The 26818-nt window shown below is 34.9% G+C and carries 21 protein-coding genes; 3 read left to right on the forward strand and 18 right to left on the reverse strand.

Going from position 1 to position 26818, the window contains the following annotated elements; all coding sequences use genetic code 11:
- Nucleotides 1-77: 77 nt before the first annotated feature.
- The 18 genes from J7E44_RS10635 to J7E44_RS10720 form a co-directional block, all read right to left on the reverse strand.
- The gene (locus J7E44_RS10635) at nucleotides 78-743 is read right to left on the reverse strand and encodes a hypothetical protein (protein ID WP_214829154.1); all 666 of its coding nucleotides are present in this window, start codon (nucleotides 741-743) and stop codon (nucleotides 78-80) included.
- 7 nt (nucleotides 744-750) lie between these two features.
- Nucleotides 751-1308 carry a YdeI/OmpD-associated family protein gene (locus J7E44_RS10640; protein WP_214829156.1) on the reverse strand — a complete coding sequence of 186 codons (558 nt, stop codon included), beginning with the start codon at nucleotides 1306-1308 and terminating at the stop codon, nucleotides 751-753.
- 96 nt (nucleotides 1309-1404) lie between these two features.
- Nucleotides 1405-2718 (reverse strand): DUF389 domain-containing protein, encoded by a 1314-nt coding sequence (locus J7E44_RS10645; RefSeq protein WP_214829158.1) that lies wholly within the window; start codon nucleotides 2716-2718, stop codon nucleotides 1405-1407.
- A 172-nt stretch (nucleotides 2719-2890) separates the two neighbouring features.
- Nucleotides 2891-4042 (reverse strand): FAD-dependent oxidoreductase, encoded by a 1152-nt coding sequence (locus tag J7E44_RS10650; protein ID WP_251040549.1) that lies wholly within the window; start codon nucleotides 4040-4042, stop codon nucleotides 2891-2893.
- A 21-nt stretch (nucleotides 4043-4063) separates the two neighbouring features.
- The gene (locus J7E44_RS10655; protein WP_214829160.1) at nucleotides 4064-4816 is read right to left on the reverse strand and encodes a helix-turn-helix domain-containing protein; all 753 of its coding nucleotides are present in this window, start codon (nucleotides 4814-4816) and stop codon (nucleotides 4064-4066) included.
- A 15-nt stretch (nucleotides 4817-4831) separates the two neighbouring features.
- A complete protein-coding gene (locus J7E44_RS10660; protein ID WP_214829162.1) occupies nucleotides 4832-5305 on the reverse strand; it encodes a hypothetical protein in 474 nt (157 codons plus the stop codon).
- A gap of 22 nt (nucleotides 5306-5327) precedes the next feature.
- Nucleotides 5328-6290 carry a S41 family peptidase gene (locus J7E44_RS10665; protein WP_214829164.1) on the reverse strand — a complete coding sequence of 321 codons (963 nt, stop codon included), beginning with the start codon at nucleotides 6288-6290 and terminating at the stop codon, nucleotides 5328-5330.
- Nucleotides 6291-6403: 113 nt separating this feature from the next.
- Nucleotides 6404-6886, reverse strand: a complete 483-nt coding sequence (locus J7E44_RS10670) for a hypothetical protein (protein WP_214829166.1) — start codon at nucleotides 6884-6886, stop codon at nucleotides 6404-6406.
- 80 nt (nucleotides 6887-6966) lie between these two features.
- The gene (locus J7E44_RS10675; protein ID WP_214829168.1) at nucleotides 6967-8682 is read right to left on the reverse strand and encodes an ATP-binding protein; all 1716 of its coding nucleotides are present in this window, start codon (nucleotides 8680-8682) and stop codon (nucleotides 6967-6969) included.
- A 5-nt stretch (nucleotides 8683-8687) separates the two neighbouring features.
- Nucleotides 8688-9797 carry a sensor protein KdpD gene (locus J7E44_RS10680; protein ID WP_214829170.1) on the reverse strand — a complete coding sequence of 370 codons (1110 nt, stop codon included), beginning with the start codon at nucleotides 9795-9797 and terminating at the stop codon, nucleotides 8688-8690.
- Between the two features lie 57 nt (nucleotides 9798-9854).
- Nucleotides 9855-10940 carry a porin gene (locus tag J7E44_RS10685; RefSeq protein WP_214829172.1) on the reverse strand — a complete coding sequence of 362 codons (1086 nt, stop codon included), beginning with the start codon at nucleotides 10938-10940 and terminating at the stop codon, nucleotides 9855-9857.
- 25 nt (nucleotides 10941-10965) lie between these two features.
- A complete protein-coding gene (locus J7E44_RS10690) occupies nucleotides 10966-12336 on the reverse strand; it encodes an outer membrane beta-barrel protein (RefSeq protein WP_214829174.1) in 1371 nt (456 codons plus the stop codon).
- A gap of 259 nt (nucleotides 12337-12595) precedes the next feature.
- On the reverse strand, nucleotides 12596-13153 hold the full coding sequence (kdpC, locus tag J7E44_RS10695) for a potassium-transporting ATPase subunit KdpC (RefSeq protein ID WP_214829176.1): 558 nt from the start codon (nucleotides 13151-13153) through the stop codon (nucleotides 12596-12598).
- Between the two features lie 13 nt (nucleotides 13154-13166).
- A complete protein-coding gene (gene kdpB / locus J7E44_RS10700) occupies nucleotides 13167-15206 on the reverse strand; it encodes a potassium-transporting ATPase subunit KdpB (RefSeq protein WP_214829178.1) in 2040 nt (679 codons plus the stop codon).
- 173 nt (nucleotides 15207-15379) lie between these two features.
- Entirely contained in the window at nucleotides 15380-17074 is a 1695-nt protein-coding gene (kdpA, locus tag J7E44_RS10705) for a potassium-transporting ATPase subunit KdpA (protein ID WP_214829185.1), read from the reverse strand.
- Nucleotides 17075-17516: 442 nt separating this feature from the next.
- Nucleotides 17517-18842 carry a sigma-54-dependent transcriptional regulator gene (locus J7E44_RS10710; protein ID WP_214829187.1) on the reverse strand — a complete coding sequence of 442 codons (1326 nt, stop codon included), beginning with the start codon at nucleotides 18840-18842 and terminating at the stop codon, nucleotides 17517-17519.
- Between the two features lie 184 nt (nucleotides 18843-19026).
- Nucleotides 19027-19518 carry a phage tail-like protein gene (locus tag J7E44_RS10715; protein WP_214829189.1) on the reverse strand — a complete coding sequence of 164 codons (492 nt, stop codon included), beginning with the start codon at nucleotides 19516-19518 and terminating at the stop codon, nucleotides 19027-19029.
- 1 nt (nucleotide 19519) lies between these two features.
- Entirely contained in the window at nucleotides 19520-21847 is a 2328-nt protein-coding gene (locus J7E44_RS10720) for a DUF4347 domain-containing protein (protein ID WP_214829191.1), read from the reverse strand.
- A gap of 347 nt (nucleotides 21848-22194) precedes the next feature.
- On the opposite strand from J7E44_RS10720, the gene J7E44_RS10725 reads away from it, so the two are divergent.
- The 3 genes from J7E44_RS10725 (at nucleotide 22195) to J7E44_RS10735 (ending at nucleotide 26335) form a co-directional block, all read left to right on the forward strand.
- Complete coding sequence (locus J7E44_RS10725; protein WP_214829193.1) at nucleotides 22195-25062, forward strand: M16 family metallopeptidase; 2868 nt, start codon at nucleotides 22195-22197, stop codon at nucleotides 25060-25062.
- A gap of 251 nt (nucleotides 25063-25313) precedes the next feature.
- Nucleotides 25314-25889, forward strand: coding sequence for a TonB-dependent receptor plug domain-containing protein (locus J7E44_RS10730; RefSeq protein WP_502757500.1), 576 nt, complete (start codon nucleotides 25314-25316; stop codon nucleotides 25887-25889).
- 65 nt (nucleotides 25890-25954) lie between these two features.
- Nucleotides 25955-26335, forward strand: a complete 381-nt coding sequence (locus tag J7E44_RS10735; protein ID WP_251040550.1) for a metallophosphoesterase family protein — start codon at nucleotides 25955-25957, stop codon at nucleotides 26333-26335.
- Nucleotides 26336-26818: the final 483 nt, after the last annotated feature.

Genomic DNA, 26818 nt, shown 5'->3' on the forward strand with positions numbered 1-26818 from the left:
ATTTGGCTAAAGTATGGAAAAGCTTTGGAGTGGACAGGTTTAATCAGAAAATATACAATAAGTTTAACCTTACAGATTTAATTTGAAAAACCAATGGCTAAAAAGACGGTTAACATGAAACCGGTAATCAACGAGATGAAAATAGCTAGTTTTTTAATGTCTTCGAAACTTCGTCCTTCTTTTAAGATAAATCTTCTGAAACCAGATGATACTAACGAAAGTATAGCCGAAATAAAAATAAATCCCAAAGCAGAGCATACCCCCGGGCCAGGAAATACTGGCGGGGAAGTTCCGTTTCTGAAAATGGGAAAGAAATCAGAAATAAAAAAAGCGTTCCAGACAACAATAAAAAAAACAGAAACAAAAGGTTTTAAAGGAAATCCACCCTGTATCTGTTGTTCTATAATTTTGGAATCCCTTGAAATGAGTGTAGAATTTTTGTTTTCTAAAAATCCAGTACTCTTAATTTCATTTATGACTGTTTCCGGATTTTTAAGAGTCCAGAAAATAACATTTGAATTATAATTTTCCACTCGATGATTGATCTTAATACCTTGACCAATTAGCGGAATAGAGGTGTAAGGCTGAATAGAAATAACATCCTGCGGTTGAAAAACTAGATTGCCCACAAGAGAGGCATTGATCTTCAATATGTTTTCATCAACATAAAGATCTGCAAAAGGATAGGTAGCATTGGCAAGGCCGATTCTTGCACCGCCTGTTAGTTTAAATGTTTTTTCCATGGAAATATTAGACTACTCGTTTTTCTTGTTCACTTTCTCTGATCGTTTTTTCTAATCTTGATATCTGTGTTTTTTCCTGCTTGGCAGACATAATCCAGTGTAGCATTACCTTTTTATAAGAAGGAGCCTGGTTGTTGAAAAAATCCCAGGCCTTTTTATTGTCTTTAAATTGTTTCTCAAATTCAGGACTAAGGCTTGCAAGTTCTCTTTCGTGAGAATACATTGAGGTTTTTTCTTGTTTTTTTAATTCAAATGCTTTGAGACCTGCTGGTGTCATTAATCCGGCTTTGGTCAGGTCTTCAACTTTTTTTATGTTGATGGCACTCCAGATACTTGTCGGTTTTCGTGGTGTAAAACGATTACAGTAGCTGTCTTTATCTATGGATCTTCTTACACTATCGATCCAGCCAAAACATAAAGCCTGATCTACAGATTCAGACCAGGTCATGGATGGTTTTTTAACCCCAACTTTATAGAAGCCTACGATGACTTCTGTCTCTGTAGTATGGTTTTTCTCCAACCATTTTCTGAATTCTTTGGGTGTTTCGAAAAAAAGTGCTTCCATGGATATTATTTATCCTAATTTACTCAAATTATTTATATGAAAAAGGCGAATGAAATTTCATTCGCACATCTATTTTTAATCTATTAAAAGTCCCTATCATTTTTTCTTTTTGCTCATATCTTTTGTTGTATTAAACAAAATAATATTACTTGTTTTTAGCCTGTTAGCTAACCATGCTTTCAGTTTTTCTTCATCTATCTTAGTTTCGGATTGATATATAAAAGCAGTCTCTAAACTTGTTGAATCAGCTGTGATATAATTTTGAAGTTTTCCGATGGCCATTTCCTGGACTTCCGGGAAAAGGATTTTCACTTCTTTTACCAATTCAGGATTATCCATTTTATATATATACAATTCATTCTTCAACTCATTAACCTGGAGATCTTTTTCGGTGATATTTGTTTTTTGAAGATTGATCTCACTTAGAATTTCCTTTTTTATGTCGCTGGTGTTTTGTTTAATGACCAGATTGGTATTTTTTATTCCGAAATCTTGTAATGAAGAATTGAAGTTCTTTATTTCCGTGCTATCAAATTTAGTAGATAAAAAAACAAGTTCAATCAATTTTGGATTACTATTATAATCTACTTTTTTATAAATCACGGTATATCCTTTCTTTGAAAACTCACTATCGATAAAATTTTCAACATTTTGATTGTATTTTTTCTGATTAAGTAAGTTGTAAGCTAAATAACAACTGGGAACGATCATCACAATGATCAATATTGAAATTCCATAACGGATCCTTTTTTCAAAAGCTTTATTAGTAGTTTCTACTGCCTGATATTTAAGGAACTTGATAATCAGGAATGTAGAAATACAGATGAAGAAGCAGTTGATTGTATAGAGATAGAATGCCCCAGCGACAAAAGACCAATTGCCTGTTGCAATACCAAAGCCTGCAGTACACAATGGCGGCATTAAAGCTGTTGCAATAGCAACTCCCGGAATTGGGTTTCCTTTCTCAATTCGTGTTATGGAGACTGCCCCAACAATTCCACCAAAAAATGCAATCAGAACATCATAGATATTAGGTGAGGTTCTTGCCAACAGCTCGGACTGGATATCTTTAAAAGGGCTTAAATAAAAATACAGACTGGAAACCGTTAAGCTGACAACCGTGGCAATCAGCAAATTTTTCATGGATTTTTTTAATAAACTAAAATTAAAAGTAGCCAAAGCAAAACCCGCTCCTACAATAGGGCCCATAAGAGGAGAAATTAACATGGCACCGATAATTACCGCCGTTGAATTTACATTGAGTCCTACTGACGCAATAAGTATCGCGCAAGCCAGAATCCATAGATTAGCACCCCTAAAAGATACATTACTCGTTACATTTTCGAGAACAATGGTGGGATTTTCTTCTCCGGTGTGAAGGTTTAAAAAATTGGAAATCGTCTTTCTCATTTCATTGTGTGTTAAGGTAAATAAGGTAGAATAATGTGTTAATTCAATTCACCTTTCGCAAATATATAATTAATTCCAAAAATAAATATAAATGCAAAAAAACACTTTAAATAATCAAGACAGCAACCCATTGTAAACATCCGTTCTTTAAGATTACATAACTGTTTACCTTCTATTCACCACTGAACATCTTCATCAATTTTTCAATTGCTTGCGGACCATGCATTAAGACAGTATTGTCCAGGGTAATTTTGGTTACTTCCGATGCTCTGGTTTGCATCTGCTTTTCATAACAGGAAAGAGCAGTTTGCACATCCTTAGATTTCCCGTCTGTTAAGCATTCTGCCAGTTCATAGGCATCCTGCATTGCCATATTAACCCCTTCTCCTGCATAAGGAGGCATTCGGTGGGCAGCATCACCAAGCATCGTTAAATTTGGTAGTGTTTCCCAGGTTTGATCTAGAGGATAATGATATTGAGGACGTACCACAAATGAAGAATCATTGGTCTCAAATAATTCCTGCCAGATCTCATTCCATGTTTCATATTCTTTTTTAAACCATTCAAAGATCTGTTCTTTATTGCTGAAATCAATTCCGGATTCCTGTGCCCAGGTTTCATTCACCTTACATCCGGTATAAAAGGTCAGTGTACCATCTGCTTTGGTGCTGAATAATAAAGTCTTTTCCTCATCCATGGCAAAAATTTTCCCTCCATCAACAAGTTCCCAAAGCTTTGGAACATTCATTTGTGCATTATAAATATTACCTTCAATAATTGTGACACCAGAATATATTGCCTGAACATCTGTGATGTAAGAACGTATTTTTGAATTAGCTCCATCTGCAGCAATAACAATGTCTGCATAGTAGGATTTACCGTTTTTGAAATGTAAAATCCAACCATCTTCTTGATTCTCCATAGAAAAAAACTGACTATCCCAAATCACCGTTTCTGGTTCCAATGTTTCCAATAGAATTTTTCTAAGGGGTGCTCTGTCGATCTCCGGACGATCTTCATCATGAAAGCTCCCTGAATCATGTTCATTGAGATATTGATTAAGATCTTTATCTAAAATTTTTAATTTCCCTGCATCAGGTCGGTAATTTGCTTTGAAGGCATCCATTAATCCTGCTCTTCGAAGTGCTTCCAATCCTGATTCTTCATGCAGATCCAAAGTAGCACCCTGTACACGGACATCTTTATGTTTATCACGCTCATAGACATGAACCTGAACATTTTTAAGTTGTAAAAGCTTTGCTAAAGTAAGTCCTCCCGGACCACCGCCAATAATGGCTATTTTTTTATTTTGTGTAATCATCATCTTTAAAATTATGATGCAAAATTACTTCTTGGGAAGGACGGAAAATTGTATAAATCGGTCGTTTTTGTTTTGACTGAGTTCTTTGGGTAGAAATCCTGAAAGTCTTTTGATTTCCTTAATAAAGTGAGACTGGTCACTAAAGTTTTGTTCGGGAAATAGTTTTCCTTCTTTAATATGTTTAAAGGAAGCTCTGAAGCGTAGAATTCCACAATAAGCCTTTAAGGAAATACCATATTGCTGATTAAAATACCGGTTGATCTGTCGTTCGCTCCATATCACCTTTTCTGACAGTTCTTTGATCGGGATGGCACCATTCGAGGAATAGATAAGATCAAAAAGTTTTCGTTTCCGTTCATCAATTTTTTGATTCGAAAGTTCACCTTCTATTTTCTTGGATGCTTTTATACAGAATTGGTCAAAATCCGATATGTCATTCGCACTGAATTCCCAAAAATCGATAGGTAGATTTTTCGCATAGTTCAGAAGATCGGATACACTCTCATGAAGGATATATTCCGTAGCCAGTAGATTAAAGCTTATAGCAAAGGTTTTGGTTTTTTCAGCAATAACAACCTCTTCAGGATGAGTTCCGATTCCTAAAAGAACAATATGAAAAGGCTCTGTTGGGGACTGTGAAAATATGATATCTATCCTTCCGTCGGGTAAAAGAACGACTTCTTTATTTTCCGATGGATTATCCAGCATCCAGAAACTCTCAACAAAGTCTTTAAGAGAAACGGGTGGAGCAGAGGATGTATACATCAGATCATTCATGAAACCTATCAGATATTAAAGCTTTTTAAAAATCAAAATAGTATATGGATCGTTAGGTTCTCCAGTCTTAGGGGAAATGAGTCTGATGTGATCTTTGTTTTTAAAATAATCAACATAGGTTTCTCCTCCCGGTATCTTTCCGGTCTCAGTTTGTTTATATCCTAAACCGGTAACTGCCTTTAGATATTGATTATATTCATTTTTTGCTTTGAACTGAAACTCTATTCTGTCTGATGATTTATCGGTTGTATATTGAAATTTTCCAATCTTATATTGATAATCGCTGCTGTCATATTCATATAAAACAAATTCAGAGCTTTCTGTTTTGTCATAATATTTGTAATTAAGTTTTTTGATCTCATTTTTAAATGAATCCATACTTAATTGATTGAATTTTTCCAGTTCATCTAACTTGAATGCCTGAGCAACGATCTTAGAATTCAGTGCTAGTATTAATAAAACAGTTGAAATAATTTTTAATTTATGCATGAATTTATTTTTAAATTAAACTTTATAATTTTTTAATTCTATCGATATAATCACTCAATTGATCACTTTTCACTTCAATATCAGCTGCAATCCCCTTTCCAACTTCTTTATATGCGTATTTTTGTCTGTTGATGAGAGTTCCAGTAGTAAGAACCAGAAAAGCATTGTCAGGCAATTTAAATTCGGAGTTGTCAGAGGTCAATCCCATTGTATTACATCCCACTATTTTTACATTTTTTTGTCCGACAAAGCTTGCCACAACAAATTCCCCTGAACTTGCCGTTCTTTTATTTGTTAAAATGTAAATAGGTTTGTTTTTATTTTTTAATGTGATATCTGGAATTGGAATACTTGCTATTTTTTGCTTTCCAAAGTAGATATCTGAATTTTTATAAGAATAAAAACTGGCTCCTTCAGAATTATCAATGGAACCAACTACCTTTTCAGCATCTAAAAATGGATAAATTGCTTTTAACATGGGTGAAAACATGCCTCCTTCATTATTTCTAAGATCTATTATCCATATCGTTGGGTTGCTTTTATCTAAATTTTTCACCTTATCATAAAACGAATGTACATACTCATTCCAATCTTCCTGGTTGAAGTTAGCAATAGCAGGAACGGAGATATAAGCTATTTTCTTGTCAATAAGACTATCCTTAGGATATGGAAACGGCAGTCCTACATCTTGATGTCTTTTTAAATAATCTGCAACAACCTCCGGTTCATATAATTTTGAATGGTGATCACCTAATTTTCCTAAAATATCTCTGATTATCGGATAAGTTTCTTTGATTTCCTTTTTCTCCTGAACAGTCTTCAAAGCATCTTTTTTGATCGTTGCCCAATCGATGCTTTTTTTATTAACGGAATTTTGCTCCATAATCTGAATAGCTTTTTCAACGTAGGATGCAGGAATTTCTTGAGCGTAAACCTTGTGGGTGAAAATGAAGCTCAACAAAGCAAATAATAGAATTTTTTTCATAAGTAATTACCAATAGCTTTTAAGCGAACCAAGATACTTATAATATGGGAAAGCAATGGTTTTTAATAATGATAAGGGACTGGTTGTAATTTATCTAAAATTGGAAAGAGCTTTTAGCTATTCAATTTTTTATTTAATATTTTTAGTAATTCACTCGTTTTAATATTCAACATATCAGTCTGTATCATATTTTGAGCACTAGAATATACGGGAAATTTTTTCTGTGGAACATTTTTAGGATACTTAATAACGATATTGATGTATTCAGTTGTTTTCATTCCTCGAAATTTCGTATTAGATATAAAAAATTTTGAAATTTCTTTAAATTTTACTGAAACAGATTTTCTCAATAAATAATAAATAATAATTTCTGTGTCAGTAATACTTAATAATGGCTTTCTTCTCAATAGTAATAACATTGAAAGGATGGATGAAAAAATGAAAATAGTGAATGCAAAGTAGAATAGAATAGTTTTACCTAAGCCCTCATTTCCTAACTTTCTATAAAATTGACTGAGTAATAAACAAAAACCAATTGAACCCAAAAGTAAAAATAAGCTCTTAATTTTACTTGAATAAAAATGGATTTCTTTCATTATTACCTTAATTGATAAGCTAAATTTGGTTATTAATTTATAACAACCAAATTTATGAAATCTTATCTTAAAATTTTAACTTAAGCTAAAGGCAATTCAAAATAAAAAGTACTTCCCTGATTCGGAGAGCTTTTTACCCCAATTTCACCGTGCTGTTTTTCAATAAAGTTTTTTGAAATGGCTAATCCCAGACCTGTTCCATTTTGGTGCTCACCGGGAACCTGAAAATAGCGGTCAAAAATCTGACGATGGTATTTTTCATCAATTCCACTTCCGGTATCTGTTATACTGAACTGAATCACTGCCTCTGATTTTTCAACCAAAATCTGAATATTCTCATCTTGAAAAGAATGCTTAATAGCATTGCTCAGGAAATTATTCATTACCCAAACCGTTTTATCAAAATCTGCAGAAACAAAATCATCATCACCTAAAAGAAAGTTTGTGGTAATAGCAATATGTTTTTGCTCAGCTAGTTTTTCAACATTTTTAATGGCAGTAAGAACGATTTCTTTGGGAGAGCAGCTCTTAATATTCAGGCGGATATTTCCAGTTTCAACTTGTGATAGGTTGAGAAGTTCCCCTGTGATATCTAATAAACGCTGGCCATCATCATTGATGCTTTTAAGAAGCTCTTGCTGTTGACCGTTCAGTTCACCAAATTTTTGATTTCCTAAAAGCTGAACACCCATTTTTATTGCCGCAATTGGTGTTTTAAGCTCATGAGAAATAGTAGCTATAAAATTGGTCTTTGCAAAATCAAGTTCCTTAAAAGGAGTAATATTTCGTAGCAAGATTACTTTTCCAATATATTTTTTCTCTTTTTCACCCGTTTTTGCAATATTAATGGGAACTATTTCCTGTTCAAAGTAGTTTTCTTTATTATCCGTAACAATTTTGATCGGATCTTTTACCGGATGATCCATATTTTTAAGAAGCTCCCTGACCAGATCATTGTTTATTGCAACCTCATGGGCTGTTTTTCCAATGATTTCTTCCTTGCGAAGATTGGTGATATTCAAAGCTTCGTCATTGATCATGTAGATGAAATTATTTTCATCAAGACCAATAACGGCATCGTGCATATTGTTGATAAGTGTTTCAATACGTTTTTTATCCATCAGCTGCGTAGAAAGCGTACTGCTTTCATATTCCTGTAATTTCTCAGCCATGATGTTGAAAGAATTCGCAAGGTCACTAAACTCTTCGCTTCCTTTAAAATGAACTCTTTCATTATAATTTTTATTGGCGATCTGTTTAATACTAAAGGTGAGCTGATTAATTGGTTCCGCAATGGTTTGTGGTAAATTAAATAAGAGAATAAAAGCGATCAGAAAACTAACCGTTCCTAAACTTACAATCCAGAATGTGGCACGTTCAGCAGTGATTATTGCGGTATCACTTTTTCGTTCAATCCCTTTCATATTTAAAGACATGATCTTTACTAAATCTTCACGAATGAGCTTTTCTTTTTTAAAATCTGGTTGCTTCAAATAGCTGCCAAAATGGATCTTAAGATTCTGAGTGATTTCTTTTTCACCAATTTCTGAAAGATTATTTTCCTGTAAAGCATTATTTTTTTCAAAATCCCTTACGGAAACAACGCTGTCTGTACTCATCCTGTCTAAGGCGATCAGCATATTTTTAGAATATTCTAAGCTGTTGTAATTTGCAGTAAGAATTTTCTCTGTATCCGATTTTAATTTATTGATGTATACAGAGCCTATCACTGATAGTAAAACGATCAGCAAAAATAAAAGACCTACGCCTAGTGTGAGTTTAGTTTTAAGTTTCATTACTCTTAAGATAAAATGATAATGTCTATCTGTCGTTCGTTCAATCGGTTCATTAATGTGTAGATCCAACTGTAACCTGAAAGTCTTTGCCAGAAATGAGAATGGGGTTTTCCAATACAGACTGTTGTGATATTATGCTGAATCACATAGTCCAAAATTCCTTTATGAACGCTGCTTTCCTTTATCCGGATTACTTTAGCACCCATTTCTTGTGCTAAATTAAAATTATTAATTAAATATCGTTGCTTATTTAAGGCTATTTTTTCTGGATTTTCAGAAGGTTTCTGAACGTATAAAACAGTCCATGGACTGTTATAGTAGCTGGCCAGACGAGCTGTTTTCCGGATAATATTTTTGGCAATTTTTTCATTACTACTGATACAGGCGAGAAACTTAATAGGCTTAAAGTTTTCAGTTTTGATTTCAGTTTCAACCTTTCTCTCAACGTGTGTAGCTACTTCTTTTAATGAAAGCTCCCGAAGTTGTAGAATATGTCCGCTTTGGAAAAAGTTATTTAATGCCGTCTGAATTTTATCTTTTTTATAGATCTTTCCTTCTTTTAATCTTGTTAAAAGTTCATCAGCTGTTAAATCTATATTTACAACCTCATCAGCAAGGGCAAGGATTTTATCCGGAACACGCTCTGAAACCTCTACACCAGTAATTTTTTTGACCTCTTCATTCAGACTTTCAATATGCTGAATATTCATTGCGCTGATCACATTGATTCCATTATCCAGAATCTCAAGAACATCCTGCCATCTTTTTTTGTTTTTTGAACCTTCCACATTGGTATGTGCCAGTTCATCTACAAGAACTACTTCAGGATGTTCATTGATAATGGATTGCAGATCCATCTCTTCGAGATTTTTCCCTTTATAAAATACGGATCTCCTTGCTATTTCTGGAATGCCATCAACTAACGCGACTGTTTCCTCCCGACCGTGGGTTTCAATATAACCTATTTTTACATCGATACCATTTCGTAAGAGAGCATGAGCTTCCTGAAGCATACGAAAGGTTTTTCCCACACCGGCGCTCATTCCAATATAGATCTTGAATTTTCCTTTTTTGGATTTTTGGATCAGTTCTAAAAATTGTTCTGCTGATGACATTGATTTTATTCTTTTTAATTTTATTTTAAACACTTTTTTCTGTGGCTAAATTTATTATTAAAACCAAGCTGCAAGACTTGTTGTAATGAAAAAATTCCCCTGTTTCAACTCATTATTTTGTACAAAGATCGCATCTTTTGAAGTAAAGCCTCTAGCTTCTGTACGAAATACGACATTCTTCAAAATGGCATAATCTACATTCACAGAATATCCGAAGGTCTGAAAGCCGTTTGGAGTTTTTGTATCGATGATTACTCCATTTTTATCATTATAATATTCAAATCTTCCTGCCAATGCCCATTTATCATCGAACTGATACTTCATCAGGATATTCGGAGTATACCAGATGTTGTATTGATCACTTCCTTTTGTTTTTTGTTCCGCTCCAATATCAAAACCTAAGATCGTGGAAAACTGTTTTGTCACCTGGAAAATTCCATGTAAATCATGGAAATAACGCATTCTTTTATCATCTTTTGCCTTATCATTTCCTATGAATGAACTGCTGTTTAATGTAATTCTATCATTGGGTTTGTAGGTTACCTGATGCCCGAAAGAAATGGTCTGATTACCTTCAGGTTTTGCAATACGCTGCCATCCGTTCAATACCAATCCACTTAAAAACCATTTTCCGTTATCTGAGGTGTAGGAAATTTTGGCACCCGTTTCAAAATAAGGAGAATTTTCTGCTGCCAAACTCCTTGTCAGATTGAAGTTGTCTTTTCCTATCGCACTTTCCCAACCAATGTGGGATGGCATTATTCCCGCATCGATCCATAAGTTCTTATTTTTGGAAATTTTAATTCCAATATTAGCTTCATTTACATAACGTAAAGCATCTTGTTCGGCTGCCATATTATCTTGAGCATAAGTTCCTGCCATTAAACTAAGATTAGCACGAAGCTGATCACTTTCATAAGACGCTTTTACCAATCCTAAGTTAAGATTTACTTCATTATGTCTATTGTATGAGTATAAAAAATTTTGACGAAGATGATTAGCCGGTTCATTAAAATCATAAGTATAAAAGAGTTCCGCATAGGCAGAGAATTTTATTTTAGGACTTAGTTTTGTTGAATCCGAAGTTTGAGCTTTTGGAAAAAATATTCCTAATAATATCCCAACAACAATATATTTTTTCATGTAGTTTTAATAGTTAAATAATGTATTACAATCTGAACATGACAGCTAATGTAAACCTGCTGTCAGATTTTCTAAGATCGGGTCTCCACGATTCTATAGGTGTGTCTATCCATCCATCCGGACTGGTTGTTCCATCTCTTCCCGCAAAATAAGGGATGTTGCTTTTTCTGAAACCATATTCCAATCTGAATGTTACAAACTGATTAGGCATAATATCCACGGTTGCTGTTCCCTGGAACATTTTTAGTTTTTCTCCAGAAGCAATGGCATCATTAAAATCATTCTGAGCGACAGGAGAAGGGGTAAATGCTAAATAAGCACCTGGGTTTGAAACTGCATCTGCTCTTAGGGTTAAAGCAATTTTGTTATTGTGGAACCAAAGTCTGTTGGCCACAGAAGTACCGATCATGTAGTTGTCCTTGGCTTTTATACCACCACCACTTTGAAATCCGTAATGGTTATTGATACTGAATGCTGCCTGAGATAATCCCTTACTTTCTTTATTTTTGTAATATCTGGCTACAATACTGTGATCATGGTGGAATCGGCGAACTCCAGGATTGTTTCTGGTATCTTTTCCATTAAGGTAAAAATTGGCTACCAATTGCAAATTTTCGTTAGGACGGTAATAATTGGAAACTCCTAATCCAAGACCTGTATTCCATGAATTATAAGTCTGCCATCCATTGAGAACCCAAATCTCGGTTTTGAATTTTTTTGAAGGAAAAGCCTGAATTCTTGCTCCCTGGAAGTAGAAAGGAGTAAAATCACACACCAAACTTCTCTGGTAATTCCAGTTTTCTCCTAAAACGTAACTTTCCAACCCAATATAACTCATGAAAATACCGGCTTCTACATTCAAACCATGCATCACATCGAAATGATACCCTGCAGAAGCTTCACGAATGTTTTTTAAGTTGCCTCCGCTTGTATTTTTACCGTGATTCACAGTACCATCGAGGTCCTGAACAATAGAACCCATCTGTCCATATTGCAACCATAAACGCCCAATTATGTTCTTATAATTGGTTTCTAATCCAATACTTGCCATATTAATGGTTACTTCATTAGAACGTCCTATGGCTGAAGAAATAGTATGGGTATTATCCTTTGGACGGTTAAAATCATAATTGTAATAAGCATCTACATACGTTACACCAGTAAGTATAGTTTCACCATCTTTGTCTTTTAGGGTTAAAGGAAAGTCTGTCTGACGATTTTGACCATTGATCCACGTAAGATCATATCCGTCAAAAGGAATTCTGGATTCAGTTTTTGTAATTAAGGAATCTTTAGGTTTGCCTAAAACTGAATCTTTTTTAATTTCTTGGGCATTGATTTGGCTTAAAGCAGTAAGTCCTAAGAAAAATGCTGCTTGAAAAGTTTTTGATTTCATTATATAAATATTGATAATAATGTGTTGCAGTAATATGTGGAAACAACTTTCCACTTAAAAAGGATGATAAGAAAATGAATTCTGTTAACAATAAGAATGTTTTATGATTAGGAAACGGGATCTATTTGAACTTGAAAGTTTTGATGCCCGTCCATGTAGAATTGTAGGAAACAGAATTCATTTTTAATTGAAGTTTTCTTATTGAATTTTATTTGACCAGATGGGTCTTCTTAAGACAAAAAGAAAATGAATATATTTTTTATTTTAATTGATCTAAAGCGATATTGAGTTTTAATACGTTCACCTTTGAAGGTCCGAAAAGTCCTATAAGAGGTTTTTCAGTATTTGTTTTCACAAGACTTTCAATTTTAGCTTCCGGAAGATTTCTTTCTTTAGCGATTCTTTTTACTTGATAAAGAGCTCCTTCATCAGAAATATCAGGATCTAATCCACTTCCGCTTGCTGTAACCAATTCTACAGGAACTTTGATGGTATTCATTTCTGGATTCTGCATTTTCAGAGTATCAATTCTTTTCTGTACTGTTTCAAGATACTCTGCATTGCTAGGTCCTTTGTTGCTTCCTGCACTTCCTGCTGCATTATAATCAACTGCGGATGGACGACCGTGAAAATATTTTGGAGACTTAAAATCCTGTCCGATATTAGCGTAGAATTTTTGACCATTATGATTGATGATTTCTGCATTTCCTTGAGTAGGTAATACTTTTGAGCCTGCATAAACAAAGATCAAATAAACCCCTACAAGAATCAGCATTACAAAAGTCAGTTTCAATGCTGATAAAATATAATTTTTCATTTTTTTTAATTTTTTAAAAGAATAAACTGATGAATAGGTCGATAACTTTTATTCCGATAAATGGAGCGATGATCCCTCCAACACCATAGATCAAGAGATTTCTTCTTAACAAGGCACTTGCACCGATCGGTTTATAAGCAACCCCTTTCAAAGCCAGCGGAATCAAAATAGGAATAATGATCGCATTGAAAATAATTGCCGATAATATGGCTGATTCAGGGCTGTGAAGGTTCATAATGTTTAACTTCTGAAGAGCTGGAATGAAAGTGATAAATAGTGCCGGAATAATGGCAAAATACTTAGCAACGTCATTGGCAATACTAAAAGTGGTTAAGGTTCCACGTGTCATTAATAACTGTTTTCCTATTTCTACAATCTCAATTAGTTTTGTAGGGTCATTATCAAGATCGACCATGTTCCCGGCTTCTTTTGCAGCCTGTGTTCCACTGTTCATTGCTACACCTACATCAGCTTGAGCAAGAGCGGGTGCATCATTTGTTCCGTCTCCCATCATCGCCACAAGTTTTCCGGACTGTTGTTCTTTTTTGATATAATTCATTTTATCTTCAGGTTTAGCTTCAGCTATGAAATCATCAACACCAGCTTTTTCTGCGATAAATTTGGCTGTTAAAGGATTATCTCCGGTCACCATCACCGTTTTAACACCCATTTTTCTCAAACGCTGAAAACGTTCCTGAATTCCGGTTTTAATAATATCCTGAAGCTCAATCACTCCCCAAACCACTTCATTTACAGAAACAACCAATGGAGTTCCTCCGTTTTCAGAAATTTTTGTCGTGGCATCCTGAGTTTCCTGAGGAAAGATGTTTCCCGCTTTTTCAGTCAGTTTTTTAATCGTATCATAGGCTCCCTTTCTGATTCTTGTATCTTCGAAATCAATTCCTGAAGTTCTTGTTTCAGCGGTAAATTCGATATAAGTAGGGCTGGGAACCAATAAATCCTGAGGTTTTAATTCACTTAATTCAATAATTGATTTTCCTTCCGGAGTCTCATCAGCTACTGAACTTAGTGCAGAAGCTTTAATAAACTCTTCCAGTTTAATGTTGTTAGCTGGGTGAAATTGTGTTGCTTTACGGTTACCGATGGTAATCGTTCCTGTTTTATCAAGAAGTAAAACATCAATGTCTCCCGCTGTTTCTACTGCCTTACCACTTTTGGTAATAACATTTGCTCTTAAGGCTCTGTCCATCCCGGCAATTCCAATTGCAGAAAGCAGACCTCCGATCGTTGTGGGTATCAGACAAACGAAAAGTGATATAAATGCCGCAATGGTAATCGGTGTCTGCGCGTAGTCTGCAAAAGGTTTTAAAGTAAGGGTAACAATTATAAATGTTAGGGTAAACCCTGCTAAAAGTATAGTTAATGCGATTTCGTTAGGTGTTTTTTGTCGTGAAGCACCTTCAACAAGGGCAATCATTTTATCAAGAAAAGATTCTCCAGGTTTTGTGGTTACTTTCACTTTAATACGATCTGAAAGTACTTTTGTACCTCCGGTTACAGAACTTTTATCTCCGCCAGCTTCACGAATGACCGGTGCACTTTCTCCAGTAATTGCAGATTCATCTATGGTCGCTAGACCTTCGATGATCTCTCCATCCATAGGGATCTGATCACCTGCTTCACAAAAGAAAATATCACCAAGCTTCATTTCGGCAGACATTTTTAATGTCGTTTCCACCTGAAATCCCGGCTTATTATCAATGATCAGCTTAGCAGGAGTTTCTTCACGGGTTTTTCTAAGGGTGTCTGCCTGTGCTTTACCTCTTGCCTCAGCAATAGCTTCAGCAAAATTGGCGAATAAGACCGTGAAAAATAAAATAATGAATACTAAGAAATTATAGGAAAAACTTCCCTGTGTTTTGTCTCCCGTTAAGCTAAATAAGCTCACAATAAACATAATGATTGTTCCGATCTCAACCAGGAACATGACGGGATTTTTAAACATAATTTTCGGATTCAGTTTTACGAAAGACTGTTTGATAGCTTCGTTTACCAAATCTTTTTGAAACAATGTTTGTGATTGATTTTTCATTTTTTTGAAAGAGTTATATAATTTGAAACCAACGTGAACCATTAAGGTTGATAGAAGACCTAAGATTTGAAATGGATAATATTTTTCAAGTGAATGTTTTATGAACTATAAACTAGTTTTGAGTTCTTAGTATCCTGAATTCCTTAATGGTTTACAATTGATTTTAATTTCATTTATTTAGAAAAATATTGAAGTTGTTCTGCGATTGGCCCTAATGTAAGTGCCGGGAAGAAAGATAAGGCTGCAATAAGCAGGATTACGGCTAAAGTCATGAATCCAAATGTTGCAGTATCTGTTTTCAAAGTACCTGCACTTTCCGGAATGTATTTTTTCTCAGCCAGATACCCAGCAATAGCAATAGGACCTATAATTGGAATAAACCTTGAAAGTAAAAGCACAATTCCTGTAGAAATGTTCCACCATGGTGTATTATCTCCCAGCCCTTCAAATCCTGATCCGTTATTAGCGGAAGAAGAAGTAAATTCATACAGCATTTCACTGAATCCATGAAATCCTGGATTATTTAATGTTTTAGCTCCAAATTCTGGTAAGTAAGCGGTTAGAGCTGTTCCGACAAGAATTAAGAAAGGGTGGAATAAGGCAACGATCATTGCAATTTTCATTTCTTTAGCCTCAATTTTTTTACCCATAAACTCTGGTGTCCTTCCTACCATCAGCCCACTCATGAATACAGCGAGAATGATGAATATGAAGTAGTTCAGAATTCCAACACCACAACCTCCATAGAAACAGTTGATCATCATGGCAAGAAGCTGATTCATTCCCGATAATGGCATGGTACTGTCGTGCATTGCATTTACAGAACCTGTAGAAATTACTGTTGTAGCAATACTCCAATAGCCTGATGCAGCACTTCCAAAACGAATTTCTTTACCTTCCATTGCTCCCAAATGACTATCAGTACCCATTTGTGTAATGAGTGGGTTGCCATTTGTTTCATTAATAACATTAGGAATAGTAAGGGCCAGAAAACCGATGGTCATTACCGTAAATATTGTCCAGGAAAGTTTTCTCTTTTTTAAATAAAATCCTAAAGCAAAAACCAATGCGAACGGAATGATCATCTGAGCGATCATCTCTGTCATATTCGTCATATAATTAGGGTTCTCAAGTGGATGTGCTGAGTTGGTGCCAAAAAAACCACCTCCGTTTGTTCCTAAATGTTTAATAGAAACAAAAGCAGCAGCCGGACCTCTTGAAACATCTACTTTTTGACCTTCTAAGGTTGTGATATGATCTTTACCTTCAAAAGTCATAGGAGTTCCATTAGCAGAAAGAATAAAAGCAATAATAATACTGATCGGAATTAATATTCTGACCATAGATTTTGTAAAAAAATCGAAGAAATTTCCTAATTCCGACGTTGATTTTTCCTTAAACGCTTTGAAAAGTACAGCCATAGCTGCCATTCCCGTTGCAGCAGTTACAAACTGAAGGAACATTAAGTATAATTGACTTAAATAACTTACTCCCGTTTCTCCGGAATAATGCTGTAAATTACAATTCACTAAAAAAGAAATTGCTGTATTGAAAGCAAGATCGGGTGACATATCTGGATTTCCATCGGGATTTAGTGGAAGCCAGGATTGGTTGAGCAGGATAAAAAATCCAATGACAAACCAAACAAGATTGATCGTCAGCATGGCAAACATATTCTGTTTCCAATTCATCTGACGGTTAGGATTAATCCCTGATATCTTATAAACAAAGTTTTCAAGAGGCTGAAAAACAGGATCTAAAAAAGTCTTTTTATGACCATAGACATTAGCAATATATTTACCTAAAAATATCCCTATTACCAATGTGATTGCGAACATCGCTACGATGCCTAAAATTTCTGTATTCATGGCTGATTAAAATTTTTCAGGTTTTATTAAAACATAGCAGATATACACAAAGGCTAGTATTGAAAGAAAAAATAAACTCCACATAGCTTTATATTTTATCAAAAAATTCAACGGATTTATACAAAAGCCAAAATAAAATGGCACTCAGTACTAATAAAATTACCAACATCATAGCGTTACAATTAAAGTTAAAAGGGTAAACAGTACATACGACACGATCAGGAAGCTCAACTTCGAATGATCTCGTTTTTTGAATGTTTTTTTTGAAATAGTCATTTTAAAATATTTTATTCTATATCTCTAATGCCAAAAAAGAATCCATTTTGTTGTTTTTTTTGTTAAGTTGCTTTGTAATAGAGTGTTGTGTGCTATTTGAGAACCTGCCAAAAACAGAAAAGCCTATCAAAATGATAGGCTCTTTATTAAAATGATAGGGTAGTATTTATCTTAATCCATACTCTTCCAGCTTGCGGTATAACGTGGCAATACCAATCTCGAGCAGTCTCGCGGCTTCAGCTTTGTTACCTTTGGTGTAATGCAGAACTTTCTGGATGTGTTCTTTTTCTAAAGACCTGATGCTTAAAGAATCTTTATCGCCTGTTACTTTTTCTAAATAATGGGGAAGGCTTTCAGCATCCAGAGTATGGTCATTCATTAAAATTAAACTCCTTTCTATCGTATTTCTTAACTCACGGATGTTTCCTTTCCAGTCGTTTTTTTCTAATGTTTTATAATAATCTGCCGAAACCTCTACAGAAGTAAGGTGAAGTTTATGTGAAAAGATATCAACGAAGTTTTTGGCTAATACTTTTAAGTCTTCTTTTCTTTCACGAAGTGGAGGGAGGTTGATTTCAAAAACATTCAGTCTGAAATACAGATCTTCCCTGAAATTTCCCTGTTTGATTTCGTCTTCCAGATTTCTGTTTGTTGCAGCAATTAATCTGAAATCTGATTTTGAAACTTTTGTTTCACCCATTTTCATGAATTCGTGGGTTTCAAGTACACGAAGTAATTTAGCCTGAAGCTCAATAGGCATTTCTCCGATTTCATCTAAAAATAAAGTACCGCCGTTGGCTTCTTCTACCAATCCTTTTTTATCTTTAATTGCTCCTGTGAAAGATCCTTGTTTATGGCCAAAAAGTTCACTTTCAAGAATTTCTTTACTGAATGCAGAGCAGTTGATGGCGACAAAATTATTTTTCTTTCTATCACTTCCTTCATGAATGGCATTGGCAAAAACCTCTTTTCCGGTTCCCGTCTCTCCTGTCAACAGTACAGTAGCATCTGTTAAAGCAACTTTTTCAGCCAGTTTTTTAGCCTGAAGAATGGCAGAAGAGCTTCCTATAATCTGATCGAACCCCTTTTGTATATCACTTTTCTGAACAATTTTAGATTTATTATCTTTTACTTTATCCAAAGCTTTATACACCAGAGGGATAATTTTATCGTTATCATCTCCTTTTACCAGATAGTCATAAGCTCCGTTCTTCATGGCCTGAACAGCATCAGTAATATTCCCGAAAGCGGTCATCAAAATGATCTCCTGATGTGGATATTTTGTTTTGATGGATCTTACAAGTTCAACTCCAAATGCATCGGGAAGTCTGACATCACTTAAAACAACATCAAACTCATATTGTTCAAGCATCGTCATAGCAGAACGTGCGGTAGAAGCTTCTTTTACATTAAAATCTTCCTGAGAAAGGATCATTCCCAAAAGTTTGAGAAGTTTGAGCTCATCATCGATGATAAGAATATTTCCGGACATGGTATATATTTTAGGTAAAACCTTATGCAAACTTAAACAAAGTTCAAGATACAAACCGAATATTCCTGATATTTTAGATAAGATTAGATAAAACCAAATAGAAAATAACAAAAAAACTATTCTTAAATAAAAACCTTTACCAGATTCGATAAAGGTTTATATTTTTCTTCTTTTTTAATGAGTTTTATTTCCAGAAAAACCATTCATTACCATTATAAATACAAATAAGTTTGGTAGTAGGGTCATAGCAGATCATTCCCGCAACTGGGGATTTTACATTCGTTACAGGATCTGTTATTTTAGGAAGAATAAGTGCTTTATCAGCTGATTCTAAAACCAAAACTCCATTTGCAGTTGAAGAGGCAGCTCCAATAATAACCCCACGATCGGTAATATCATTTCCAGTAATAAGGGTAGGGCTGGTTCCCGTTTTGTCAGAAAGATCTACCCATGCACCATTAAAATATTTTACTCTGGATGTGGTTAAATCGAAAACCAATGTTCCGGGCTCCGTAGAAGTCATGGTTTCACTATCCAATACCTGAGGTAAGATGATACCATTAGTAGTTCCCGTAGTAAAATCTAAAATACCACTTCCATCTACTTGTTCTTTTCCTATAGCAACTTGTGCGTTTAACGCAACAGGTATAAATATTAATAATATTAGCTTTTTCATATTAATTACAGGTTTGTTGTATACAGTTCCAAGATGTTCCATTATAAAGCTTAATACAGCTGTCATCTGTATCATAAACAATCATTCCTTCCACCGGTTGTGTGATCGATGTTTCAGGATTACTGATCCTTGTAATAACAAAACCTTTGCTATTACCTTCCAGAGCTACAAATCCATTGTTAACGTCATGAGGCCAGTTACTCGAACTTCTTGCATTTCTAATCGATATGCCGAACTTAGTTCCAGAGTTGGGAGTACCGGTTGTGCCGGGCTTAGAACAAGGACATGTATCACTTTTAACGAAGTTAGAACTAATAGTACATCCTCCGGGCGTAGTTACTATAATACTGTATTCGGCAGGGGAAATATCTGTAATAGGCAATGTGTAAGTATTGTTTGTTGCTCCCGGAATAAGGACTCCATCTTTATACCACTGGTAGGTACCCAAACCTGTAGGGACAGATAAAATAGATTGTCCTATACAAGCCTGGGGATAAGGAGTGCTTAGTGAGATGGTTACAATCGGAGTGGTTCCAAAACCAGAAAAATAACCTCCGAAACCAGCATTTGTATCAGCTCCCAGCAGATCCGCCTGAATAGTTCCTGTGGATGTTACTTTTACATTTTTTACATCATTTACTGCATCTCCTATCGGATATCTATAACTTACCCAGGTGCTGTTTCCATCTACTGTTCCTGCACTTTGAGATGGCACAACAGCATTTCCGTTAATGGTAACAGTAGGTGTATTTCCTGCCGTCGTAAGAATTGATAAAATGGTATTTGCATAACCGGTATTGCCAATTTTATGGGCATCGGGAATCAGATCAATTTCATTCTGACCAAAACACGATAATGGGGCGACCAGAACAATATTATTGGTAGCACCTCCAGCACTCCCATATATTTTGTGAAATACATAGGATGGCTTACTGGCTTTCAGATATAAATTCCCATTTGCATTAAAGTTTCCAGCTGCATTGATAACGGCATAATCCCCGGCGTTTGCTAATGTTAATAAAGGGGTAGGAGATCCATTTAAAGTAATAGTAGTGTTGTCCGCAGTTGCTACAACAATTAACCTTTCATTATTTCCACCTGCTCCCTGCATAACAATGTATTCAACACCTATTTGATTAACGGGAATAAGCTGATCCAGACCAAAATCTCTCGCTGTGCCAGAAGCTCCTAACATCATAAGTCCTCCTACAACGACACTTACGTTTTTATTTGATATAATTTTTGATCCTAGCCATCCTGTATCTTGTATTGTTATTCCACCTGTTTTTACTGGTGCGTAAAGTATAAATGTTTCCCCCTTCTGTAAGGTTCTATGGAATGAAGTGCCGATAAGTGGTGTGGGATTAGTACCGTTTAGGAACTCCACACCAGGTTTAATATCTGAGATGTCTATGTTTGTATTGTCTTCAGTGGCCATTACAGAGAGGATGTTACCTACATCTTCGGTAGCTGTGGGATTTTGCGTTGGAGAGCCTCCCCATCTGAATTCTTTTCCTAAAGCTGATTCACCCTTGGTAAGAACTGTTCCTGCATGATTGGTCTGCCGCCCCCGATAGTTAACATAAAAATTACCGGTGGATGCAAATACAAGTCCTGCAGTATCACCGGAAATAATTGTTCCTGCGCTTGTAGAAGGTAATGTGATAGGAGATTGTCCTGGTGTAATTACGGTATTGGATGGATTGATAAAACTGATTCTTTTAGGCTGGGTATTGCTTATCGTAATCAACCCGTCAGTGATAATTGCAGAGGTATTACTGTTGATATCTAAAACAGACATTCTCGGATTACCATTTCCTGAGGCGTAATTGACAGAAATTGTAATATTTGACAGGGATGGTGTAGAAAGATAAATGAACTCCTGAGTAATATCAAGTGGATAATTGGTAAATACAATAGGATTAAGATAATGAAGATTATCTAATTGTAAACTTCCCTTATATGCTGATAATTTTAGTGTTTGGAGGCTTTTACCATATTCAAGAGTCCAATTGCCATCCAAACCTGTAAGATCAGTAGAGGCTGAGACCTTTATATTTAATTTTTTCTCAAGATAATGAACAGCTTCTTTTCCTTTTTTACCTTTTGCGAATTCACAGCCGTAAATAAGAAGTTCTTTCTGGTCTTTTATTTTGTCTTTTAAAAAATATAATATCTTCTCTTTTTCTAACCATTGTCCATTAATAAAAAGTTCACCTGGCCTTCCATGAGAGAAAATGTGAAAAGCCTTTTTCTCTTCCTTGATTTTTACGGTTGGAAAGTTTGATAGTGAAGCGTCTATAAAAACAGATGGTGACGTTTTGCACATATGTAATATAAATATGAACAAAAAAATGCTGAATAAAATTTTTCTCATAATATTTTGGGTGCTTAGGTGTTGGTTATATAAAAATAATAAAATATAATTATTGATAATGTAATTTTAAGTTAATATTTGCAATTAGTTTTCACTGTATTGTGATTATTTTTAACGATAATCCGGCTGTGAGAAGCTTTCCGTTAAGTTTTGTGGTAAATACGAAAAATTAATGTTAATTCATTTGGAATAATAAATCGTCACCATAGATTTAAAAATTAATAAAATTGGAAAGTCTTCTTTTTCTATTCCTTACATTTGTAAGGCATTCTATTTAAAGAATGAAAATGAATTTACATATGACGGACAAAAGATATAAGGAGACGATTCATACAGATAAAAACAACTACGAATATATAAGCATCACTCACGATGAAAACCGGGTAAGAGTGTATACTCTTAAGAACGGATTAAAGGTTTTTCTTGCTCAAAATTTTGATGCGCCAAGAATTCAGACCTATATCCCTGTAAGAACCGGGAGTAATAATGATCCTTCTGATAATACAGGCTTAGCACATTACCTTGAGCATATGATGTTTAAAGGAACTTCCAAAATCGGAACTCAGGATTGGACTCAGGAGAAAGCTTTGCTTGATCAGATTTCAGAACTTTACGAACAGCATAAAGCAGAACCGGACGCCGAAAAAAAGAAGGATATTTATAAAAAAATTGATGCAGTATCTCAGGAAGCCAGTCAATATGCTATTGCCAATGAATACGATAAAGTAATTTCTTCATTGGGAGCTAGCGGAACCAATGCCCATACTTGGTTTGATGAAACGGTTTATAAGAATAATATTCCGAATAACGAGTTGGAAAAATGGCTGAAAGTTGAGAAAGAGAGATTCTCGGAAGTTGTTTTACGCCTTTTCCATACAGAATTGGAATCTGTATATGAAGAATTTAACAGAGCTCAGGATAATGATTCAAGGCTTGTGAATTATGAATTGATGGATGCACTTTTTCCAACGCATGCTAATGGTCAGCAAACTACTTTAGGAAAGCCGGAACATTTAAAGAACCCTTCTATGAAGGCAATTCATAAATATTTTGATGAATATTATGTTCCTAATAATTATGCTATGGTCATGGTTGGGGATTTGGTTTTTGAAGATGCTATTCAGCTTATTGATCAATATTTTGGAGCTATTCCATACAAGGAATTACCAAAGAAGACGCCTGTTATTGAGAAACCACTTACAGCAATTGTAAAAAGAACGGTAAAAAGCCCTACGACTCCAAGAGTCCAATTGGCCTGGAGAACGGATAGTTATGGAACTAAGGAAGCAATGTTGGCTGATATTACAGCTAACATTATGAGTAATAGAGGAGAGGCCGGATTATTGGATCTCCATATTAATCAAACTCAAAGAATGCTGTGGGCACAAGCCTTTTCTGTAGGTTTAAAACAATATGGCTATTTTTCAATTGTAGCGGTTCCTAAGGAGACGCAGACTTTGGATGAAGCAAAAGATATGGTTTTAGAGCAAATCGAACTGGTAAAAAAAGGAGAATTTCCCGATTGGATGCTTCCGGCTATTATTAATGATTTCAAGCTTCAGAGAATGAAAGCGCTGGAGACAGCAGATGGCTTGGCAACAAATCTTTATGATACCTATATTAAAGGAAGAACCTGGGCGGAGGAACTTAATGAAATGGATGTATATGCTGCATTTACTAAACAAGATGTTGTAGATTTTGCGAAAGATTTCTTTAAAAATAATTATGTAATTATCAACAAAGAAAAAGGAGTTAATGACAAACTGATTAGGGTTGAAAATCCTGGAATTACGCCAATTAAAATTAATAGAGAAGCACAGTCAGAGTTTTTAAAACAGATTTTAGCGGAAAAAACTGAAGATATTCAACCGGAGTTTATTGATTATGATAAAGAGATCCTAACAGATACTGTTAAAGATAAAAAGCTGAGTTTCGTTAAGAATAAATATAATGATATTGCGCAAGCGTATTTTATTTTTCCTTTTGGAAGTGATAATGAACGTGATTTAGGAATCTCAACACAATTACTTCAGTATTTAGGAACCGATAAGTATTCACCTGAAGACTTGAAGAAAGAATTCTTTAAAATAGGAGTGAGTAATGATTTCAAAACGACCAATGATCAGCTTTTAATTTCATTAAGTGGTTTGGAAGAAAACATTCAACAGGGAATTGAACTCCTCCAGCATTGGATGCAGAATATAAAACCTGATCAGGAAGTCTATCACCAGTTTGTAGAAACGGTTTTAGAAAATCGTGAAGCCGTGAAAAAGGATAAAAACCGAATCATGACAGCTTTAACGAATTATACAAAATTGGGAGAATTCTCACGTTTTACAGATGTTATCTCTAAAGAAGAGTTGGAAAGCAGTGCCGTAGAGAAATTTACTGATCGGATGAAAAACTTATTCAAATTTCCTTATCAGTTATTTTTCTACGGGAAAAACTATGAAAACTTCAAAAATTATATTGATCACTATGTTGAGGTATCAAGTCTTGCAATTCCTGAACCTAAAGAATACCCTGAGCCAGAAACCAACGGAAATGTTTACTTCACAAATTACGATATGGTGCAGATGGAAATGAGTAAAATCGGCAAAGGAAAGAATGTCAATATTTTGAATTTTGGGAAGATCAATGTTTTCAATGAATATTTCGGAAGAGGTTTGTCGTCTATTGTTTTTCAGGAGATCCGCGAAAGTAAAAGTTTAGCCTATTCAGCATATGTTTCCTATTCAGCTAATTCAGAATTGGGACATCCGGATTATGTTTCAACCTATATTGGAACGCAACCGGATAAATTACAAATTGCCGTAGATACCATGTCTGAACTGATGAACGATCTTCCAGAGGTATCCATTCAATTTGAGAATGCTAAAAATACTGCCATGAAGCAGATTGCTTCAACAAGAGTAACAAGAACAAATATTTTCTTTAATACATTAAGGTTAAAAAAAATAGGAGTTGCTCACGATTTCAGAAAAGATATTTATGAACAGATCCAAAGCCTGGACTTTGCAGTTGTAAAAAAATTCTATCAAACAGAGATAAAACCATTGCATTTTAATACAGCTATTATCGGGAAGAAAGAAAACCTGAATATGGAAGCCGTTAATGAAATGGGAACATTTAAAGAAATAGGTCTGAAAGACATTTTTGGACACTAAATATATAAACCCCGACTTAGTTCGGGGTTTATTTTTATTCTATTCTTATTCTATTCAGAAACCTTAATCTACTTGCATTGGTTTCTATTCTTTCTATTTCTTAATAATAGAGATACAGCAGAACTTTTTTCGCTGGATAATTTGCATAGCCACTCCTATTACCAACCTTATCAATGAACCTCTAAAGTTTATCATAATTTAATTAGAGATTTATTCTGGTGCCGAAGCCTTGGCACTACCGATTTTAAACCATGAGAAGAAGCTCGTTAATCGCCCAAGGCTCTTTGAAGGTCGTTATTGTATTTTTCCTGTGTACCTCATACACTGCCATAGCCCAACAAAAACGTATAAAGAAAGAAAATTCTCCAAAAACGGATACACTTGCCAAATCTAAAGATATAGATGAGGTAGTGGTTGTAGGCTTTGGAAAGCAAAAAAAAATTAATCTTACCGGAGCGGTAGATATGATTTCAGCCAAGAAACTTGAAAACAGACCTATTACCAATATTGGAGCTGGACTTCAAGGACTTATTCCTAACCTTAATATTACTATTGATAATGGAAGGGCTTCAGCAGCGAACTTTAATATAAGAGGTTTTACCAGTGTGAACGGGGGCAGCCCTTTGATATTAGTAGATAATGTACCTTATAGTGGTGAAGAGCTCGCAAGATTGAATCCTGCAGATATAGAAAATGTATCAGTTCTTAAAGATGCATCTTCAGCTGCAATACATGGAGCAAGAGCAGCGTTTGGAGTCGTATTAATCACGACTAAAAGTGCAAAGGGAGGACAGTTAAATGTATCTGTGAATACCAATACTGCCTAGTAGAACGGTTGGGAAATTACCGGAGCTGGTAACTGATCCATTAACTGTTATGGAATATAAACACGATGCAGCAACTCCATTATATAATTTATAATATTCCTCAGGGGGAATATGTATTGATCATGTCGCATTATCCTATACTTACTGTTACCGGAACCTGGGAAGGAGGACAGCATAAAGACCACATAGTCCTTAAAGATCTTTTTTATAAACATAGAGATAAAGTAAAAGGATGCCTTAGTGGGCATCAGCACCTGCTAGACAGAGCCTGGTATAATGATGTATACTATTTCTGTAATGGCGCGATGTCTGGATTTTGGTGGGGTGAAGGTGATAAACATTCCGCGAAACCCTTCTATTATCAGGAAACACCTCTTGGTTATGCCATATTAAAATTCTATGATGATGGCTCATTTGAGAATGAGTACATAGTTCGTCATTATTAATACATATAATATAGTATATGAAAACTGACTTTTTTAGGTCAGTTTTTTATATTTGGATAGCTTAAGATGTGCCAGTCGTCTTATTTTTTGTACGTTTTGAGATCTTGATTAAAATTTTTAATGCCGAAAGTCAGTTAGTTATATATTTTGCATTAAAAAAGTTTGTGAAAAGCTTGGTAGATATATCAAAAGTTTCTACTTTTGCCCCACTGAAAACGAGAGATAGTAGGTAGCGCAGACGATAAGTAAATAGGACTGAAGGTTAGAAAAATAAATAATATTTTATTTTGATAATTGATAAAAGTTTGTATCTTTGCAGTCCCAATTAAGGGAGCGCAGGAGAGTATAGGATTGAATAGGAGATAGGGATTAAGGTTACTAAAAAAACTTTAAATTTTCTTTCGGAAAAATTTGGTCACATCAAAAAAAACATTTACTTTTGCACTCGCAAATCAGTAGCCTAAACGACAGAAAATGAGGCTA

The sequence above is a fragment of the Chryseobacterium sp. ISL-6 genome, from assembly GCF_018613715.1.
In the GTDB taxonomy this organism is placed as follows: Bacteria; Bacteroidota; Bacteroidia; order Flavobacteriales; family Weeksellaceae; genus Chryseobacterium; species Chryseobacterium paludis.

Excerpts from the sequence above, each read along its gene's own strand:
- J7E44_RS10680 (WP_214829170.1), bottom strand. The coding sequence starts at position 9,797 with ATGTCATCAGCAGAACAATTTTTAGAACTGATCCAAAAATCCAAAAAA.
- kdpC (WP_214829176.1), bottom strand. The coding sequence starts at position 13,153 with ATGAAAAATTATATTTTATCAGCATTGAAACTGACTTTTGTAATGCTG.
- J7E44_RS10710 (WP_214829187.1), bottom strand. The coding sequence starts at position 18,842 with ATGTCCGGAAATATTCTTATCATCGATGATGAGCTCAAACTTCTCAAA.
- J7E44_RS10690 (WP_214829174.1), bottom strand. The coding sequence starts at position 12,336 with ATGAAATCAAAAACTTTTCAAGCAGCATTTTTCTTAGGACTTACTGCT.
- kdpA (WP_214829185.1), bottom strand. The coding sequence starts at position 17,074 with ATGAATACAGAAATTTTAGGCATCGTAGCGATGTTCGCAATCACATTG.
- J7E44_RS10670 (WP_214829166.1), bottom strand. The coding sequence starts at position 6,886 with ATGAAAGAAATCCATTTTTATTCAAGTAAAATTAAGAGCTTATTTTTA.
- J7E44_RS10685 (WP_214829172.1), bottom strand. The coding sequence starts at position 10,940 with ATGAAAAAATATATTGTTGTTGGGATATTATTAGGAATATTTTTTCCA.
- J7E44_RS10715 (WP_214829189.1), bottom strand. The coding sequence starts at position 19,518 with ATGAAAAAGCTAATATTATTAATATTTATACCTGTTGCGTTAAACGCA.
- J7E44_RS10735 (WP_251040550.1), top strand. The coding sequence starts at position 25,955 with ATGCAGCAACTCCATTATATAATTTATAATATTCCTCAGGGGGAATAT.
- J7E44_RS10655 (WP_214829160.1), bottom strand. The coding sequence starts at position 4,816 with ATGAATGATCTGATGTATACATCCTCTGCTCCACCCGTTTCTCTTAAA.
- J7E44_RS10650 (WP_251040549.1), bottom strand. The coding sequence starts at position 4,042 with ATGATGATTACACAAAATAAAAAAATAGCCATTATTGGCGGTGGTCCG.
- J7E44_RS10725 (WP_214829193.1), top strand. The coding sequence starts at position 22,195 with ATGACGGACAAAAGATATAAGGAGACGATTCATACAGATAAAAACAAC.
- J7E44_RS10640 (WP_214829156.1), bottom strand. The coding sequence starts at position 1,308 with ATGGAAGCACTTTTTTTCGAAACACCCAAAGAATTCAGAAAATGGTTG.
- kdpB (WP_214829178.1), bottom strand. The coding sequence starts at position 15,206 with ATGAAAAATCAATCACAAACATTGTTTCAAAAAGATTTGGTAAACGAA.
- J7E44_RS10730 (WP_502757500.1), top strand. The coding sequence starts at position 25,314 with ATGAGAAGAAGCTCGTTAATCGCCCAAGGCTCTTTGAAGGTCGTTATT.
- J7E44_RS10665 (WP_214829164.1), bottom strand. The coding sequence starts at position 6,290 with ATGAAAAAAATTCTATTATTTGCTTTGTTGAGCTTCATTTTCACCCAC.
- J7E44_RS10660 (WP_214829162.1), bottom strand. The coding sequence starts at position 5,305 with ATGCATAAATTAAAAATTATTTCAACTGTTTTATTAATACTAGCACTG.
- J7E44_RS10645 (WP_214829158.1), bottom strand. The coding sequence starts at position 2,718 with ATGAGAAAGACGATTTCCAATTTTTTAAACCTTCACACCGGAGAAGAA.
- J7E44_RS10675 (WP_214829168.1), bottom strand. The coding sequence starts at position 8,682 with ATGAAACTTAAAACTAAACTCACACTAGGCGTAGGTCTTTTATTTTTG.
- J7E44_RS10720 (WP_214829191.1), bottom strand. The coding sequence starts at position 21,847 with ATGTGCAAAACGTCACCATCTGTTTTTATAGACGCTTCACTATCAAAC.
- J7E44_RS10635 (WP_214829154.1), bottom strand. The coding sequence starts at position 743 with ATGGAAAAAACATTTAAACTAACAGGCGGTGCAAGAATCGGCCTTGCC.